We start from the raw sequence: 15,565 nt of genomic DNA, 5'->3' as shown, positions 1-15,565 counted from the left end.
TCCGACCTCCATTCATGTTGCTGATGATCCGCTTGCAATGCGCTTGCAGCCATTCGGGTCGAGCAAACCGCGCTCCACATGCCGGGCGTCCATGGAATGTCTATTGCTCGGTACGCGTCGAACCGCCCTGTGAGGCTGGACATACAACCATAATGCGAACGTCTTTATGAATCCGGCAGCCATGCAGAGCGCGCTTAGTCCAGCGGGCATCCAGGCGAGCCGCGTGCTCGACCTCTGGCATCTGACGCTCACGGTTTGCTGCATCGTCTTTGCGGCGGTGCTGCTCGCCTGCATGATCGCGTTGATGCGTGCGCCGCGCGGCACGCAGTCGACGCCGGCCGATTTGAGCGGCAACGAACGGCCCGAACGGGGCATCAGCCGCTCGGTGATAGCGGGGACGATCGTCTCGGCGGCGCTGCTCGTCGGGCTGCTCGTGGCCGACGTCCTCACCGATCGCGCGCTGTCGCGGCTGCCTGTCGACAACGCGCTGCATATCGAAGTGACGGGGTATCAATGGTGGTGGCAGGCGCGCTATGCGCCCGAGGGCGGCGACGAGGGATTCACGCTGGCGAACGAACTGCACGTACCGGTCGGAAGGCCGGTTGTGGTGTCGCTCGTCGCGGGCGATGTCATTCATACATTTTGGGTACCAAATTTACACGGGAAGAAGGACATGATTCCCGGCCAGCAGACGACCATCGCGTTCCGGGCGGATCGCGCGGGGGCGTATCGCGGGCAATGCGCCGAATTCTGCGGCTACGAGCACGCGTTGATGGCGTTCTCCGTCGTCGCCGATCCGCCCGCGCAGTACGAAGCGTGGGCGGCGCGGCAGCGTCAGGCCGCGCCCGTGCCGCCCGACGCACTCGCCCGCCAGGGACGCGATGTCTTCCTGAACAACGACTGCGCCCGTTGTCACGCAGTGCGCGGCACGCCCGCCAACGGCTCGCTCGGTCCCGACCTCACGCATCTCGCGAGCAGGCAGACCATTGCGGCGGGCACGCTCGTCAACGATGCAAAGAATCTGTCCGCGTGGATCGCCGATCCGCCCGCGCACAAGCCCGGCGTGATGATGCCGGCGACGCGGCTTTCCCCGCCCGACCTTCAGGCTCTCGTCACCTGGCTAGGCACGCTGAAATGAGCGACAACCGATCTCCGTCCGGCTACAGCGCATCCGATGCGAGCGGCTCGCGCCCCGTCGATGGCCCGCACGCGCCCGAGGCCGTGCGCCGCGCGCTGGCGCAAACATGGAGCGATCCGCCGGGTTTCACCGGCGCATTAAAGGCGCTCAATCACAAGACCATCGCGCGGCGCTTCATCATCACGACGTTCGTGTTCTTCGTGCTGGCGGGCATCCTTTCGCTCGTCATGCGGACGCAGCTCGCGCGGCCCGATGCGCGGCTCATCGGTCCCAATCTGTACAACGAACTCTTCACGATGCACGGCACGACGATGATGTTCCTGTTCGCCGTGCCGGTGATGCAGGCCGTCGCCGCGTATCTCGTGCCGCTGATGATCGGCGCGCGCAGCATCGCGTTTCCGCGGATGAATGCGTACGCGTACTGGGTTTTCCTGTTCGGCGGGATACTGTTGTTCGGCTCGCTCGCGCTCAACAGCGCGCCGGCTGCGGGATGGTTCAGTTACGTGCCGCTCGCGGGCCCCGACTATTCGCCGGGCAAAGGCTCCGACATCTGGGCGCAGATGATCACGTTTACGGAGCTATCGGGCCTGCTCGAAGCCATCGTCCTCATCACGACGATCTTCAAGATGCGCGCGCCGGGCATGTCGCTCAACCGCATGCCGCTCTTCGTCTGGGCGACGCTCGTCACGCAGTTCATGGTCATCTTCGCGATGCCATCCGTCATGCTGTGCAGCACCGCGCTCATCCTCGACCGGCTCGTCGGCACGCACTTCTATAACCCGGCGAAGGGCGGCGACGTGCTGCTCTGGCAGCATCTCTTCTGGTTCTTCGGGCATCCCGAGGTCTATCTCATCTTCATCCCGCCGCTCGGCTTCATCTCATCGATCATTCCGACCTTCGCGCGCCGCCCCGTGTTCGGCTATCCCGCGATGGTCCTCGCGCTGATCGGCACCGCGTTCCTCGCGTTCGGCTTGTGGGTGCATCACATGTTCGCGACGAACCTCCCCGAGCTCGGCAAGAGCTTCTTCACCGCGGCAAGCCTGATGATCGCGATTCCTTCGGGCCTTCAGATCTTCTGCTGGATCGGCACGCTATGGACGGGCCGCCTGAACCTGCGCACGCCGCTGCTGTTCGTGCTCGCGTTCTTCTTCATCCTCGTGATCGGCGGGATGACGGGAGTCATGGTCGCGTCGGTGCCGCTCGACCTGCAAGTGCACGATACGTACTTCGTCGTCGCGCATCTGCATTACGTGCTGATCGGCGGCGCGGTCTTCCCGCTCTTCGGCGCGTTCTTCTACTGGTTCCCCAAGTTCGCGGGCCGCATGCTGTCGGAGCGGCTCGGACGCTGGCAGTTCTGGCTGTTCTTCATCGGCTTCAACGTCACCTTTTTTCCGATGCATCTGCTCGGTTTGCATGGCATGCCGCGCCGCGTATGGACGTATCCGTCCGGCATGGGCTGGGACGGCATGAACTTCGCCGCCACGATCGGCGCGTGGACTATCGCGCTCAGCGTGCTGCTATTTATCGTCAACGTGGTGCTGACGCTGCGGCGCGCAGAACCGGCGCCCGCCGATCCGTGGGGCGCGGGCACGCTCGAATGGAGCGTGCCGTCGCCGCCGCCGCCGCATAACTTCGATGCGGTGCCCGTCGTGCATGGCCGCGATCCGCTCTGGGAGCCGGGCGCGCAGCCGCGCTTCGTCGGAGGTCTCGCCGCCGACGCGCGGGAAGTGCTCGTGACGAGCGTGCTGGATGCGAAGCCGGATCATCGGCCGCTGTTTCCATCGCCTTCGATCTGGCCGTTCATCAGCGCGCTGGCGACGACGGTGCTCTTCATCTGGTCGATCTTCACGCCGTGGGCGGTCGTGTATGCGTCGCTGCCCGTCGCCGTGGCGATGATCCTCTGGTTCTGGCCGAAGCGCGCGAGCAACGCATTCGCCGCGGCACGGGAGCAGCGTCCATGAGCGCGACCGGCGACCTCAAGAGCCCGCATACGCGTCCCGACGATGCGCGGCCATCGGAGTACCTGCTCGATGTTCGCGATCTGCCGACGTTCGCATTCGGGCATCGCAGCCTGATGTGGTGGGCTACGGGCGGATTGATGCTGATCGAAGGCACGGTGTTCGGCATTGGCATCATGATGTACTTCTATCTGCGCACTCACGCCCCCGCGTGGCCGATGGCCGCCGATGCGCCCGAACTGCGCTGGGGCACGCTGAATACGTTGATCCTGCTCGCGAGCCTGTTGCCGAACCAGCTCGCGAAGCGTGCGGCGGAACGCAGCGATCGCGGCGCGGCGAAGCTATGGATGACGGTCTGCCTGCTGATGTCGTTCGCGTTTCTCGTCGTGCGCGGCCTTGAATTCGCGACGCTCAACGTGAGCTGGTATGCAAACGCGTATGGATCGGTCGTTTGGCTGCTGCTCGGATTGCACACGACGCACCTGATTACCGACACCATCGACACCGCCGTGCTCACGGTGCTCCTGTTCACGGGGCCGTTCGAAAGCAAGCGCTTCGTCGATGTCAGCGAGAATGCGATCTACTGGTACTTCGTCGTCCTGAGCTGGCTGCCGATGTATGGCGTCATCTACTGGGCGTCGCGTTTTTAGTGTGGTCACGATCATGCTTACATGGCCTGCGCTCCTCTTCGCTCCGTCGCTGCTGCTCGGGTTCCTGAGCGTGAACTACGCGCTCGTCGAACCGTCGTGCCATCTGCAAAGCACGGCCCTGCTCAATGGCGTCAGTGCGGCGAGTCTCGCGGTCAGCGTGATCTGCACGGCGCTCGCATTCGGCCGATGGCGATCCGCGCGACGCCAGGCCGATCCATCGGCGCCCGGCCTGACGTCGCAGCAAGGATTCTTCGCTGCCGTCGCAACGGGCGTCGGCGCGCTTTCGTCGCTGGCCATCTTCGCTATCTCGCTACCGCAATGGCTGCTTTCCGCGTGTTGATTCTCTTCGCCGCCGTGCTGTCCGCCGCCGTGCTGTTCGCCGATCCAGCATCGGCGCATGTCGCCACGCCGGCCGCGAGCGACGCGCAAACCTTCGGCTGGACGTTCGAGCCGTGGGTCGTCGTGTTGCTTGCGTTGAGCATCGGGCTTTATATCGCCGGCTATGCGCGATTGCGTCATCGCGGATCGCGGGGGCGCGCGGATCGGTCGAGGCGCCTTGCCGCGTTCGTCACCGGATGGATCGCGCTCGCTATCGCGCTGGTTTCGCCGTTGCATGCGCTCAGCGAAGCGCTGTTTTCCGCGCATATGCTGCAACACGAAATCTTCATGCTGGTGGCCGCGCCGCTGCTGGTGATCGGCCGGCCCCTCGCGGTGTGGATCTGGGCGTTTCCGCCGCGCGCGCGGGCGCGGATCAGCATGGCGACGCGCAGCGCGTGGATCGGCGCGCCGTGGCGATGGCTGACCCTGCCCGCCGTCGCCTGGGGCCTGCATGCTGCCGCGCTATGGTGCTGGCACGCACCGCGTTTCTTCGAGGCCGCGCTGGCGAGCGAATGGGTGCATACGTTCCAGCATGCGAGTTTCCTCGGCAGCGCGCTGCTCTTCTGGTGGACCGTCTTCCGTCCCGCTGCCGCCGATGGCTCGCGCACCCATAGCGCACACGCCATGCTCTCGCTCTTTACGACGATGGTCCACACCGGCGCGCTCGGCGCGCTGCTGACACTCGCGCCGGCCGTGTGGTATCCGTCGTGCATCGAAAGCACGCTTGCGCTCGGCTTCGATCCGCTGCAGGACCAGCAACTCGGCGGCCTCGTGATGTGGGTGCCGGGCGGTCTGGCGTATCTCGTCGGCGGGTTATTGATCGGCGCACGCTGGCTGGCGAGGCGGCCGGCCCGCGAGCTGACGAGCGTGGTGCGAACCGCCGTGCCGGCGCACGAGGAGCCCTGACATGCGCGCGATATCACGACGCTGCCGGCAGGCGATCGCCTTTGCCGTTCTGGGGACAAGCGCCAGCGTGACGCTTGCGGCGCCATCGGCAGATCTGATTGCGCGCGGCGCGTACATCGCGAAACTCGGCGACTGCGCGGGTTGCCATACCGCGCCGAACAAAGGCGCGCCGTACGCGGGCGGCCTGGGCATGGCGTCGCCGTTCGGGACCATTGTCAGCAGCAACATCACGCCCGACCCGGAGACGGGGATCGGCAAGTACAGCTACGAAGACTTCGCGAAGGCGCTGCGTGAAGGCGTCGCGCCGGGCGGCAAGGGGCTTTATCCGGCGATGCCCTACACGTCCTTCGTGAAGATGACCGACGACGACATGCGCGCGCTCTACGCCTACATGATGCATGGCGTGCCGCCGGTGCATTACCGTCCGCCGCCGACCGACGTGCCGTTCCCGTTCAATCAACGATGGGCGCTTCGGGTGTGGCGCGCGGCGCTCGCGCCGAAGGACGTCTATACGCCGCGTCCCGATCGCGATGCGACGTGGAATCGCGGCGCGTATCTCGTGCAGGGACTCGGGCATTGCGGAGCGTGTCATTCGCCGCGCGGCCCGGCGCTTCAGGAGCGCGGCTACGATGAGTCGTCGAAAACGTATCTATCGGGCGGCGTCAACGACAACTGGTTCGCGCCGAATCTTCGTGGCGATCCCGGCTCGGGACTCGGGCGAATGTCGCGCGAAGAGATCGCGACCTTGCTCAAGACCGGTCAGGGCGGCGGGACGGCGGCTATCGGCAGCATGGTGCAGACGATAGAGGACAGCCTGCAGTACGTTAGCGACGACGATTTGCTCGCGATCGCGACTTACCTGAAGAGCCTGCCGGCGACGGGTGCGGCGGACGGCTCATATGATCCATCGAACGCGAAGCCGGGGCACCTCAAGACGCGTGCGCCCGACGTGCCGCCGGGTCAGGGCGCGGGCGTCTACGCGACGTTCTGCGCGCAGTGTCATCTGGACACGGGCGAGGGCGTGCCAAAGGTGTTTCCGAAGCTGGCGGGTAATCAGGCGGTCATCAGCGACGATACGACGTCACTGATTCGACTGCTCGTCGAAGGCGGGAACAGTCCCGCGACCAAAAACGGACCGCCGCGCCAGAACATGCCGGGGTTTGCGGGCAGACTGTCGGACTTGCAGATCGCGCAAGTGCTCAGTTATGTCCGTTCGTCGTGGGGAAATGACGCACGCCCCGTGACGACGAACGACGTGGCTTCATTGCGCAGCAAGCTGCATAAGTGAGCGGAAACAGCGGGTACGGACCTTACTTGCGCCCTTTGCGCCACTCCGCATACTCGCCAAGCGTCGCCTCGTTCGGCGGATACGTGCCGCGCAAGGCCGCGCCGGCCTCCACGCGCATCGCGATGAATTCTTCGAGCCGTTCCTGCTCCGCCGCATCCTTCGCCACTTGCTCGGCCATATGACGCGGCACGATGACGACGCCATCCACATCGCCGACGACGATATCGCCCGGATACACCGCCACGCCGCCGCACGCGATCGGCACGTTCATATCGACCGCGTGATGCTTCGCGAGATTCAGCGGCGCGCTCGCGCCCGCGCAGAAGAGCGGCAAGCCGATATCGCCGATGGTCCCGCTATCGCGCACGCAGCCATCCGACACCATGCCCGCGACGCCGCGCACCTTGAGGCGCGTCGTGAGAATCGAACCGGTCGATGCCACCGTGCGATCGCCGCGGCAATCCTGCACGAGCACGCTGCCGGGCGGCGCGCTCTCGACGGCCTTGCGCTGCGGATGATCGGGATTCTGGAACACGCCGAGGTGATCGATATCCTCGCGCGCCGGAATGTTGCGCAGCGTGAACGCCGGTCCGACGAGATTCGGCGCGCCCTTCGCCGGTTTCACAAGCGGCGCGACGCCTTGCAGGAACACGTTGCGCAAGCCGCGCTTGAAAAGCTGCGTCGTGAGCGTCGCGGTGCTGACGTGGCGCAGCAGTTCGAGCGTCTCGTCGGAGACGGCGATGTCTTGAGTCGTCGTATCGATGATCTCGTTCAGTGGATTTCAGGCTCGCCGCCATCCGCGACGGAGCGTTCTTCGAGGAAATCGAAGTCGCAACCCTTGTTCGCCTGCGTCACGTGCAGTTGATGCATCACGCCGAAGCCTCGTTCGAACGGCCGCTTGGGCGGCGCCCACGCGGCTCGGCGGGCGGCGAGTTCATCGTCGCCGACGTCGAGATGCAGCCTGCGCGCGGGCACGTCCAGTTCGACGATATCGCCGTCCCGCACCAGCGCGAGCGGCCCGCCCACGAACGATTCCGGCGCAACGTGCAGCACGCACGCGCCGTAGCTCGTGCCGCTCATGCGCGCATCAGAGATGCGGACCATGTCGCGCACGCCCTGTTTCAAGAGCTTTTGCGGAATCGGCAACTGGCCCCACTCCGGCATGCCGGGCGCGCCGACCGGTCCTGCATGCTGGAGCACGATGACGGAATCGGCGGTTACGTCGAGCGTTTCATCGTCGATGCGCGCGGCCAGGTCCGCGTAGTCCCTGAACACGACCGCCGGCCCGCGATGCTGCAGCAGATGCGCTTCCATCGCCGCGGGCTTGATGACGGCGCCGTCGGGCGCGAGGTTGCCGGTCAGCACGGCGAGGCCATCGTTCGGCACGAGCGGGTTGTCGCGCCGGCGAATGACGTCGTCGTCGAAAATCTCCGCGCCCGCGATGTTCTCGCCGAGCGTCGCGCCATTGACCGTGAGCTGTGCGCCGTCGATCAGATCGCCCAGTTCCGCCAGCAGCGCGCGCAAACCGCCCGCGTAGAAAAAGTCCTCCATCAGATACTTGCCCGCCGGACGCACGTTGCCGATGACAGGCGTCACGCGCGCAAGTTCGTCGAAGCGCGCGGTCGTGAGCGGCACGCCCGCCCGGCGCGCAACGGCCACCAGATGCACGATCGCGTTGGTGGAGCCGGACAACGCGAGCACGGTGGTGACCGCGTTGTCGAACGACTTCGCCGTAAGCACGTCGGACGGCTTCAGATCCGTCCACACCATCTCGACGATGCGCTGCCCCGTCAGCGACGCGAATTGCGCATGCCGCGAATCCACGGCCGGAATCGACGCGAAACCCGGCAGCGTGAGACCGAGGGCTTCGGCGGCGCTCGTCATCGTGGAGGCGGTGCCCATCGTCATGCAATGGCCCGGCGAACGCGCAATGCCGCTCTCGACGCCCTTCCACTCGTCCTCGGTGATCCTGCCCGCGCGCAGTTCGGCCCAGTATTTCCACGTGTCGGAGCCGCTGCCGAGCGTGCGGCCGTTCCAGTTGCCGCGCAGCATCGGGCCGGCGGGGAGGAAGATCGCGGGCAGATTCATGCTGATCGCGCCCATCAGCAGGCCGGGCGTGGTCTTGTCGCAACCGCCCATCAGCACGCAGCCATCGAATGGATAGGACCGCAGCAGTTCCTCGACTTCCATCGCGAGGAAGTTGCGGTAGAGCATCGTCGTCGGCTTCTGGAACGGCTCGGCGAGCGTCATCACGGGCATTTCGACGGGAAAGCCGCCCGCCTGCCAGACGCCGCGTTTGACTTCCTCGACGCGCTGCCTGAAATGCGTGTGGCAGGGGTTGATCTCGCTCCACGTATTGACGATGGCGATGACCGGCTTGCCCATGTAATCGGACGGGTGATAGCCCATCTGCGCCGTGCGCGAGCGGTGGCCGAAGGAGCGGAGATCGTTCACGCCATACCAGCGATGGCTGCGCAACGCTTCCGGCTTCTTGCGGATGGTCGGGTCGTAGGCCAAGCGATGTCTCCTCGCGCGTAACGTCTCCACTTCGATGTGGGCGATGGTAACGTGGCCGACCGGCGTCGTCGCTTGGGGTTTTTGCGAGAACGCTTAATTTGCGATGAGGAAGGCTCGGGCGGCTGATTCGAAGCCGGGCGCGTTATCCGGCTATCAGCGGCGCGGTCAAGATCAGCGCGCACTCGGTGACAAACGAACCGAGGCCGACGCCGATCAGCACGCGCGCCACATACGTCCAGACGCGGCGGTCGACGTTAGCCGCGCATCGCCACGCCGCCGTGCACCACGCCAGATACAGCGCCCCGCACCCGGCGAACAGGCCGAGCATGCCGGGCCAGAACCAGATGGTCATCAGCAGGAACGATTCCGGCGGGACGCCGGTGCCCCACAGGTACAGATAGACGGCCCACCATGCGAGATGCAACGGCAGGCCGAGCAGCCACCAGACTTTCCAGAAGCGTTCTTCCCCGCGCCAGGCCTTGCGCAACATGCGTCGTCTTATCGTGGAATGAGGTCCGCATTTTACTTCACGCGCGGCGGCGGGCGGCCCGCCATCGGTGAAAGTAACGACTAGGTTCTTCAGGCTTTTCAGCGTTTTGCGTTGCAGCAAGCGGCGCTTTCTTTCGAATTGCTTTCCGTACTCAGGCCCGCCGCTCGGTCAGCATCTGGCTCGCAAGATCGCCGTGATGCATGACGAGCGCGCGCAGCGACGGCCACATGTGCATGTAGTGGACCATGAAGCTGTCCGGCTTCTGCAACTGATAGGGCGTGTTCAACGTGATGCAGTCGACGAGTTCCGCGTCGTTCGCCATGCCGTGCCGCGCGAGCACCTTGATGAACGCGTCCTGATCGCCGCCGCTCGCGTATGTCGACGACTTGTCCGCGACGCCGCCGATAGCCTGCTCGACTTCCCCGAGAGCATCGAAGTTCGCCTGCGTGCGTCGAAAGCCCATGATGCCCGAGTTGAACTGCCAGCTCATGTCCATCGCGATGAGGCGATCGCGATTCGCGAGCAGCGCATCGAGCGGCATCGACTGATCGATGACGAGCACGTCCGCATCGATCCACATGACCCACTCATGCGCAGGCAAATGGCGGCGCAACACCCACGGCTTCAGCCAGTTGCCGCTCGCGTTCTGTCCTGCCTCCTGCGGCGCATCGCGGTACGCATGCAATGCGTAGCCATGACGCGCGCAATAGCGGCGCAAGTTGCGCTCGGCGATTTCGCCATACGCGCGGATGTTCGGCGTGTAAAGGACGACCAGCGCGATCGGCGCGTCGGGATTCAGCGCCTCGTAGGGCGTATTGGCTGCTTGCGATTCCGGCTGCGGCGGAAGAGTGACATAAGGCTGTCCTTTCGCCTGACACTCGTTGATGTGCTCCGCGAAGAGGTCGCGCAGATCGGCATGAACCGGCTGATTGGGCGGCGCCGCGGGAAGATCCTCGAGCGCGATCGCAAAGGCGCGCCACTCGGTCCAGACCGGATGGATATGCCACGCCGCGGGCACCACGGGATGCACGCCATGAAAGCGCGTCGCAAATGCGAACGGCGACGTCGTGCGAAGCAACGCTGACTCGCTGACGGTCGTCGCGCCGAACTTGGTGCGCTGGCACAGTCGTTCCACCATCTCGCGCGATGCAGCCGTATTGCGCCAGAGTTGGAACGCCCCGATGACCGTGTCGCTTTCGGCGTCGCCGGTCGATACGGTGATATGGTCGTGGCCCGCGTCCATCATCGCTTCGCACGCGATGTCACGCACGATGAGGCAGTCCTGCGTCAGCAGCAGAACGAGCTCGCCTTCGGGCATTGCGCGCAGGGTGCGCAGCAAGGTCTGGTATTTCAGCAGTAAGCGCAGATGCGCCCAGCCGATACGGCTGGCATCCACGAATTCGTGCATGTACGCGCGGCTCGCGCAGTATCGTCGATGGTTCTCGAAGGACGCGTGCGCGTCGCGGGTCGCAAAGAAACTGATCAGCTTCGTCGTCATGAGAGGCGCGGGAGAATTGCAGAGCAGGTCTTGATTCTGCGTCCCGTTGGCGCTTGCATGCAAGGCGAAGGACAGTTTGTTTCATGTAAGGGAACGACTGCGCGGAACGTTACATACATCGACCGCGCCGTGTGGTTCACATGAAGAAGGGCTCCGCGAAGCGGAGCCCTTCTCACATCACGCCTTAGCGCTCCATCGTCCCCATGTCGATCACGAACCGATACTTCACATCGCTCTTCAACATGCGCTCATAAGCGGTATCGATCTCATCCATGCGGATCATTTCGATGTCCGACGTAATGCCATGCTTGCCGCAGAAATCCAGCATTTCCTGCGTCTCCGCGATACCGCCGATCAGCGATCCCGCGAGCGAGCGCCGCTTGAAAATCATGTTCATCACCGACGGCGACGGATGCGGATGCTCCGGCGCGCCGACCAGCGTCATCGTGCCGTCGCGCTTGAGCAGCGCAATGAACTGGTCGAGGTTGTGCGACGCCGCCACCGTGTTCAGAATGTAGTCGAAACTGTTCGCGTGCGCGGCCATCTGATCCGGGTCCTTCGACACGACGACCTCATGTGCGCCAAGCCGCTTCGCATCCTCGGTCTTGTTCGGCGACGTGGTGAAGAGCACGACATGCGCGCCCATCGCCGCTGCGATTTTCACGCCCATATGTCCCAGACCGCCCAGGCCCACGATGCCCACTTTGTCCCCCGGTTTCACGTTCCAGTGGCGCAGCGGCGAATACGTCGTGATGCCCGCGCACAGCAACGGCGCCACCGCGGCCAGTTCGAGATTCTCGGGGACGCGCAGCGTGAAGGCTTCATCGACGACGATCGACGTGGAATAGCCGCCGTAAGTCACGCCGCCCGACTTTTTGTCCGGCGAGTTATACGTTTGAATGAAGCCGTCCGGACCTTCGCAATACTGTTCGAGACCTTCCTTGCAGGATTCGCAGACACGGCACGAATCGACCATGCAGCCGACGCCCGCGAGATCGCCCGCCTTGAACTTCGTTACCTCCGATCCGACTTCCGCCACGCGCCCGACGATCTCGTGACCCGGCACGACCGGATAGTTCGTGCCGCCCCACTCGTTGCGCGCCATGTGCAGATCGGAGTGGCAGACGCCGCAGAAAAGAATGTCGATGCGCACGTCGTTCGGGCCGACGTCCCGGCGTTGAATCTCGAGCGGGACGAGCGGCTTGTCGGCTGCGGATGCTGCATACGAATACGCTTTGAACATGGACGAATTTCCTCTTTGATTTGTGTGTATCGGCATGAGACTCGCGTCTTCAACCGTTGGAAGACGCAGCCAGATCAGGCGGGTCCGCGCCTGTTGCGCGGCACTTTATGTGCGGGAGCGAACCTTCGCCACCACGCTTTGGATCCGTTGCTGCTTCGTTGCCGATGCCGCCGATACTTCGGCGTCAGAACGCAACCTCATTACTGTATGCCTATCGGAATATCTCTGCATGAACGGCGGGGCGGCAACACATGCGCCCCTCCTTAAGCGGGACTATTCGAGAGCGGACGGGCGTCATAACGTTGTCACGAACGTGCGGGCACCGTATCGGAACCACAAAGAGGGCGAGACCATGCAAGCGAATGCGACGAGGGTGCACATCGAACTACCGGGCGGAACCGTCACCGCCGAGTTTCACCCCGACACGGGAAGGCTCAGGATATTGCAGGACGACATGCTGCGCGTCGAGCTGTTTCCGCCGCACTCGTGGTTCACGGTGGCGTCGGTGGCGGGCAACAGCCGCTGGGGGACTCGGCCGCGCGAAGCGGATCTTTATCTCGTGCTGGAGAGCTTCGTCATGCAGCGCTTCGGCATGTCGGCGCTGAACAAGGACGTGCCATGCGCACAATGGACGCCCGGGCCGCGCGGCTACGACTTGCGCGACGACCGCCGCGTGCGCTGATAGAAACCGTTCGGCTTCGTTTTGACCCACTCGACGAAGCCGCGCACGGTGTCATCGGCAAGCAGTGCTTCGACGGTGGAGAACTGCTGCGCCAGTTGCTTCTCGGTGAACAACGCATGCAGTTGCCGATGACAAATACGATGAAACACCGCCGTCTCCTTGCCGCCCTGCGACTTCGGCACGAGATGATGCAAGTCGTGCTCCGAAGGCGGCACGGGACGGCCGCACAACGCGCAGACTTCTTCCTGCGGCGGGTGATACCACGGTTCGGGCGCGCGCCTGGGCATCGTGCTGATCGGTCGGACAAAGTGGACGATTCAGTCTACCGCTCATCGCGCGATGATGCCGCCGGCCGACACGTGGCATCATGGAGACGCTGTCGCCCTCCACGCATGCTCACGCCGGAGACGTCATGGAAGTGACCATCAGCGAATTGACAGGCCTGCTCGCGGAACTCGAACGGGAAGATCCGGTCGATTACGGCGATCTGCCGTTCGGTGAACCCGAATTGCGCAGCCTCGTGTTGACATCGCTACTGGAGAAGCATCGGAATCTGCAGGCCAGCGGCCTCAATGCGGGCGATGTCAATCTCACCTACATGCTCACGACCGCGCTGCTTTTGATTGAAAACCTGGTATTGCACGCGCGACTGCTTCTGCTGCAAGGGCAGCGCATCGACGTCAATGCGCTGCTTCGGAAATACTCGGGGGGATGAAGGCGCGTCAGCCGATCGCGCGCTTTGGCGGCGTGTAGCCCGGAATCTGGCTCAACGCCTGATGACACGCCGCCGACAACGCGGCCAGCCGATCCACGCTCTCGCGCATCTGCCGATGCGTCCGCGCAATGTCCTCGCGCAAGATCTCGAGCCGGGGCGTGATGGTGTCCGCCATCGCATCGCCTACGGCGCCGCATGCTAGCAGCGTTTGGGCGTCGTCGTGGGCCTCGCGCAGTTCCATCACGTTGACGCGATTCTGCGCGAACACGCGCGCATGCGTTTCAGCGAGGCCGCCCAAGCCCATGTCGCGCATGCGCTCGACGAACTTGTACATCGACTTCATCGCGGTTTCGGCGGCGTCGTAAGCCATGAACTGCACATCGTCAACATGCAGGGAAAGACGGCCTTCCGGTGATTCGAATTCGAGCTTGGTGCGCATGGCGGGCAACGGGGTGAGTTGGATTGCCGAGATTCTAGGCAGCCACCCGTCGCCGGCGCGTAGGAACAGGACGAATACCCGGCGCGCGTTCGAATTCAGTCCGTTTCGCGCCGCGTCACCCCTTGGCTGCGGACGGCTCGATCGAAGTCGCGCCGTCCGCGACATCGAGGCCCCAGTCGCCGCACTCGTACCAGTCTTCGCCCAATAGCTCGGCCGGATGCTGCGTGCGGTTCGATCCGTTGCCGCAGCGCATGGCGTCCGCCGCGCAATAGTGGTCGCAGCCCCAGCAATTGCGCTCGGGGTGCTTCGGATGGAGGGGAAATCGCTTGGCCATGATGTCGTACTCTTCGATTGATCGCCGCTAGCGTATGACGCTAGCGGCCGCGCGCCCATCGGACGACTTCCATTCGATGAACACGCGTCCGAAACGCGGCGTTTCGATGTGAAACGTGAATCAGCACCCGGCGGCGACCGTGTTGGTCGTACCCGTGAGCAGCAGTTCGATCAACTCACGCACGCTGCGAATCGCCGCGCCGAACGGCAGCTTCTCGCGGCCACGGAAGAAGAGCCCGTTGCCGACATCGCCGCGCAGCGCCGCCGCAAGCCGCGTATCGATACAAAAGTGACCGAACTTCTCGATCCCGTCGCGCAAACCGCACACGCTCAGGCATTCGAGCGCGGTCGGGCAAGTCTGCTTGCGCGCGCCGATTTTCGTGCGGATGCGGTCCTCGTTGCGCAGATAGCGCATGAGCCACGGCGTCTTGACCGCACGCGCCGGCAATCCCGTGACGCTGACGAATTCGACGATGTCTTCCGGCGTCGCTTCGGTCAGCACGCGTTTGAACTCCGGGTGCGCGTCGCCTTCCTCCGTGACGGCGAACGGCGTGCCGATCTGCACGCCATCCGCGCCCGCCGTCAGCCATTTGCGCACCGCCTCGTGACTGTTGATGCCGCCCGCGACGATCACCGGCACGTCCGAGCGCGCGACGCCGAGCGTGGCGAACACGGTCTCCAGTTCTTCGAGCACGCGCGCAAATTCAAAGCGCTCGTTGTTCATATCGGCCACGTCCGTCACGCCGAGGTGGCCGCCCGCATGCGCCGGATGTTCGATCACGATCGCATCCGGCAAGCGCCCTTTCTTCATCCACTTCTTGAGGACGAGATTGACGCCACGGCTGTCGGAGAGAATCGGGATCAGCGCGATATCGTGGCCAGCCGTGAGATCGGGCAAGTCGAGCGGCAGGCCCGCGCCCATCACGATGGCGTCCGCGCCTTCCTCGCAGGCCACGCGCACGTAATCGGCGTGCGCGCTGACCGCTTTCATCACGTTCACGGCGATCATGCCGCGTCCTTCCGACAACGCTCGCGCGCTGCGAATCTCGCGGGCAAGCGCGGCGAGATTGGCCTGCTCCAGCGTCTCGCGCGACGGATCGGCCTTGCACGCGGCCGTCAGATCCGCGTGATGATGACGCAAGTCGATGCTCGCGATCGTCCCGACGGCGCCTTCCCGCGCGACGCTGCCCGCGAGCCGGTGCGCCGAGATGCCGACGCCCATGCCGCCCTGCACGATAGGCAGCACGCTGCGCCCGCGAATCTTGAGCGGCGCGAAGCCGTGATACGCGGACGTCGAAGAAGACGGAGTTTCAGCTTGATTTCGATTCAT

The 15,565-nt window shown here is 64.4% G+C and carries 17 protein-coding genes; 8 read left to right on the top strand and 9 right to left on the bottom strand.

The window, feature by feature from the left end:
• The first annotated feature begins 166 nt into the window (after positions 1 to 166).
• From coxB to LDZ21_RS21005, 6 genes are read left to right on the top strand one after another with little or no spacing between them, the layout of a single operon-like run.
• Entirely contained in the window at positions 167 to 1,138 is a 972-nt protein-coding gene (gene coxB, locus LDZ21_RS21030; RefSeq protein ID WP_404980714.1) for a cytochrome c oxidase subunit II, read from the top strand.
• Entirely contained in the window at positions 1,135 to 3,099 is a 1,965-nt protein-coding gene (ctaD, locus tag LDZ21_RS21025; protein ID WP_244796614.1) for a cytochrome c oxidase subunit I, read from the top strand. Before coxB ends, ctaD begins: the two co-directional genes overlap by 4 nt.
• A complete protein-coding gene (locus LDZ21_RS21020; RefSeq protein WP_244796613.1) occupies positions 3,096 to 3,746 on the top strand; it encodes a cytochrome c oxidase subunit 3 in 651 nt (216 codons plus the stop codon). The genes ctaD and LDZ21_RS21020 overlap by 4 nt, the downstream gene beginning before the upstream one ends.
• A gap of 13 nt (positions 3,747 to 3,759) precedes the next feature.
• Positions 3,760 to 4,086 (top strand): hypothetical protein, encoded by a 327-nt coding sequence (locus LDZ21_RS21015; protein WP_244796612.1) that lies wholly within the window; start codon positions 3,760 to 3,762, stop codon positions 4,084 to 4,086.
• Positions 4,065 to 5,030 carry a cytochrome c oxidase assembly protein gene (locus tag LDZ21_RS21010; protein WP_244796611.1) on the top strand — a complete coding sequence of 322 codons (966 nt, stop codon included), beginning with the start codon at positions 4,065 to 4,067 and terminating at the stop codon, positions 5,028 to 5,030. Before LDZ21_RS21015 ends, LDZ21_RS21010 begins: the two co-directional genes overlap by 22 nt.
• Before the next feature lies 1 nt (position 5,031).
• Positions 5,032 to 6,318 carry a cytochrome c gene (locus tag LDZ21_RS21005; protein ID WP_244796610.1) on the top strand — a complete coding sequence of 429 codons (1,287 nt, stop codon included), beginning with the start codon at positions 5,032 to 5,034 and terminating at the stop codon, positions 6,316 to 6,318.
• Between the two features lie 22 nt (positions 6,319 to 6,340).
• Here the strand turns inward: LDZ21_RS21005 and LDZ21_RS21000 are convergent, their stop codons facing one another.
• From LDZ21_RS21000 to LDZ21_RS20980, 5 genes are all read right to left on the bottom strand, one after another.
• On the bottom strand, positions 6,341 to 7,081 hold the full coding sequence (locus tag LDZ21_RS21000) for a ribonuclease activity regulator RraA (RefSeq protein ID WP_244796693.1): 741 nt from the start codon (positions 7,079 to 7,081) through the stop codon (positions 6,341 to 6,343).
• 8 nt (positions 7,082 to 7,089) lie between these two features.
• Positions 7,090 to 8,835, bottom strand: coding sequence for an L-arabinonate dehydratase (gene araD / locus LDZ21_RS20995; RefSeq protein WP_244796609.1), 1,746 nt, complete (start codon positions 8,833 to 8,835; stop codon positions 7,090 to 7,092).
• Positions 8,836 to 8,977: 142 nt separating this feature from the next.
• Entirely contained in the window at positions 8,978 to 9,445 is a 468-nt protein-coding gene (locus tag LDZ21_RS20990; protein ID WP_244796608.1) for a G protein-coupled receptor family protein, read from the bottom strand.
• A 31-nt stretch (positions 9,446 to 9,476) separates the two neighbouring features.
• Positions 9,477 to 10,823 (bottom strand): glycosyltransferase family protein, encoded by a 1,347-nt coding sequence (locus LDZ21_RS20985; RefSeq protein ID WP_244796607.1) that lies wholly within the window; start codon positions 10,821 to 10,823, stop codon positions 9,477 to 9,479.
• A gap of 184 nt (positions 10,824 to 11,007) precedes the next feature.
• Positions 11,008 to 12,066, bottom strand: coding sequence for an NAD(P)-dependent alcohol dehydrogenase (locus tag LDZ21_RS20980; RefSeq protein WP_244796606.1), 1,059 nt, complete (start codon positions 12,064 to 12,066; stop codon positions 11,008 to 11,010).
• Between the two features lie 352 nt (positions 12,067 to 12,418).
• On the opposite strand from LDZ21_RS20980, the gene LDZ21_RS20975 reads away from it, so the two are divergent.
• Positions 12,419 to 12,748, top strand: a complete 330-nt coding sequence (locus LDZ21_RS20975) for a hypothetical protein (RefSeq protein ID WP_244796605.1) — start codon at positions 12,419 to 12,421, stop codon at positions 12,746 to 12,748.
• On the opposite strand, the gene LDZ21_RS20970 is transcribed toward LDZ21_RS20975, so the two are convergent.
• On the bottom strand, positions 12,715 to 13,035 hold the full coding sequence (locus LDZ21_RS20970) for an HNH endonuclease (protein WP_244796604.1): 321 nt from the start codon (positions 13,033 to 13,035) through the stop codon (positions 12,715 to 12,717). The genes LDZ21_RS20975 and LDZ21_RS20970 overlap by 34 nt on opposite strands.
• A gap of 125 nt (positions 13,036 to 13,160) precedes the next feature.
• Between LDZ21_RS20970 and LDZ21_RS20965 the strand changes: the two genes are divergently transcribed.
• Entirely contained in the window at positions 13,161 to 13,463 is a 303-nt protein-coding gene (locus LDZ21_RS20965; protein ID WP_040049062.1) for a hypothetical protein, read from the top strand.
• A 7-nt stretch (positions 13,464 to 13,470) separates the two neighbouring features.
• Here LDZ21_RS20965 and LDZ21_RS20960 read toward each other — a convergent pair whose 3' ends face one another.
• From LDZ21_RS20960 to LDZ21_RS20950, 3 genes are all read right to left on the bottom strand, one after another.
• A complete protein-coding gene (locus tag LDZ21_RS20960) occupies positions 13,471 to 13,902 on the bottom strand; it encodes a hypothetical protein (protein ID WP_244796603.1) in 432 nt (143 codons plus the stop codon).
• A 115-nt stretch (positions 13,903 to 14,017) separates the two neighbouring features.
• Positions 14,018 to 14,236, bottom strand: coding sequence for a DUF3079 domain-containing protein (locus tag LDZ21_RS20955; RefSeq protein WP_244796602.1), 219 nt, complete (start codon positions 14,234 to 14,236; stop codon positions 14,018 to 14,020).
• Between the two features lie 120 nt (positions 14,237 to 14,356).
• Positions 14,357 to 15,565: an NAD(P)H-dependent flavin oxidoreductase gene (locus tag LDZ21_RS20950; RefSeq protein ID WP_244796601.1), complete on the bottom strand. Its 1,209-nt coding sequence runs from the start codon at positions 15,563 to 15,565 to the stop codon at positions 14,357 to 14,359.

The sequence above is a fragment of the Caballeronia grimmiae genome (assembly GCF_022879615.1).
GTDB lineage: Bacteria > Pseudomonadota > Gammaproteobacteria > Burkholderiales > Burkholderiaceae > Caballeronia > Caballeronia grimmiae.
Note: the sequence above shows the minus strand (reverse complement) of the source record. Positions and strands in the feature narration are given on the sequence as shown.

Coding starts and splice junctions, on each gene's coding strand:
- LDZ21_RS20970 (WP_244796604.1), bottom strand. CDS start 13,035: ATGCCCAGGCGCGCGCCCGAACCGTGGTATCACCCGCCGCAGGAAGAA.
- LDZ21_RS21015 (WP_244796612.1), top strand. CDS start 3,760: ATGCTTACATGGCCTGCGCTCCTCTTCGCTCCGTCGCTGCTGCTCGGG.
- coxB (WP_404980714.1), top strand. CDS start 167: ATGAATCCGGCAGCCATGCAGAGCGCGCTTAGTCCAGCGGGCATCCAG.
- LDZ21_RS20980 (WP_244796606.1), bottom strand. CDS start 12,066: ATGTTCAAAGCGTATTCGTATGCAGCATCCGCAGCCGACAAGCCGCTC.
- LDZ21_RS20950 (WP_244796601.1), bottom strand. CDS start 15,565: ATGAATCGAAATCAAGCTGAAACTCCGTCTTCTTCGACGTCCGCGTAT.
- LDZ21_RS20975 (WP_244796605.1), top strand. CDS start 12,419: ATGCAAGCGAATGCGACGAGGGTGCACATCGAACTACCGGGCGGAACC.
- LDZ21_RS21010 (WP_244796611.1), top strand. CDS start 4,065: ATGGCTGCTTTCCGCGTGTTGATTCTCTTCGCCGCCGTGCTGTCCGCC.
- LDZ21_RS20985 (WP_244796607.1), bottom strand. CDS start 10,823: ATGACGACGAAGCTGATCAGTTTCTTTGCGACCCGCGACGCGCACGCG.
- LDZ21_RS20955 (WP_244796602.1), bottom strand. CDS start 14,236: ATGGCCAAGCGATTTCCCCTCCATCCGAAGCACCCCGAGCGCAATTGC.
- LDZ21_RS20960 (WP_244796603.1), bottom strand. CDS start 13,902: ATGCGCACCAAGCTCGAATTCGAATCACCGGAAGGCCGTCTTTCCCTG.
- LDZ21_RS21005 (WP_244796610.1), top strand. CDS start 5,032: ATGCGCGCGATATCACGACGCTGCCGGCAGGCGATCGCCTTTGCCGTT.
- ctaD (WP_244796614.1), top strand. CDS start 1,135: ATGAGCGACAACCGATCTCCGTCCGGCTACAGCGCATCCGATGCGAGC.
- LDZ21_RS20965 (WP_040049062.1), top strand. CDS start 13,161: ATGGAAGTGACCATCAGCGAATTGACAGGCCTGCTCGCGGAACTCGAA.
- LDZ21_RS21020 (WP_244796613.1), top strand. CDS start 3,096: ATGAGCGCGACCGGCGACCTCAAGAGCCCGCATACGCGTCCCGACGAT.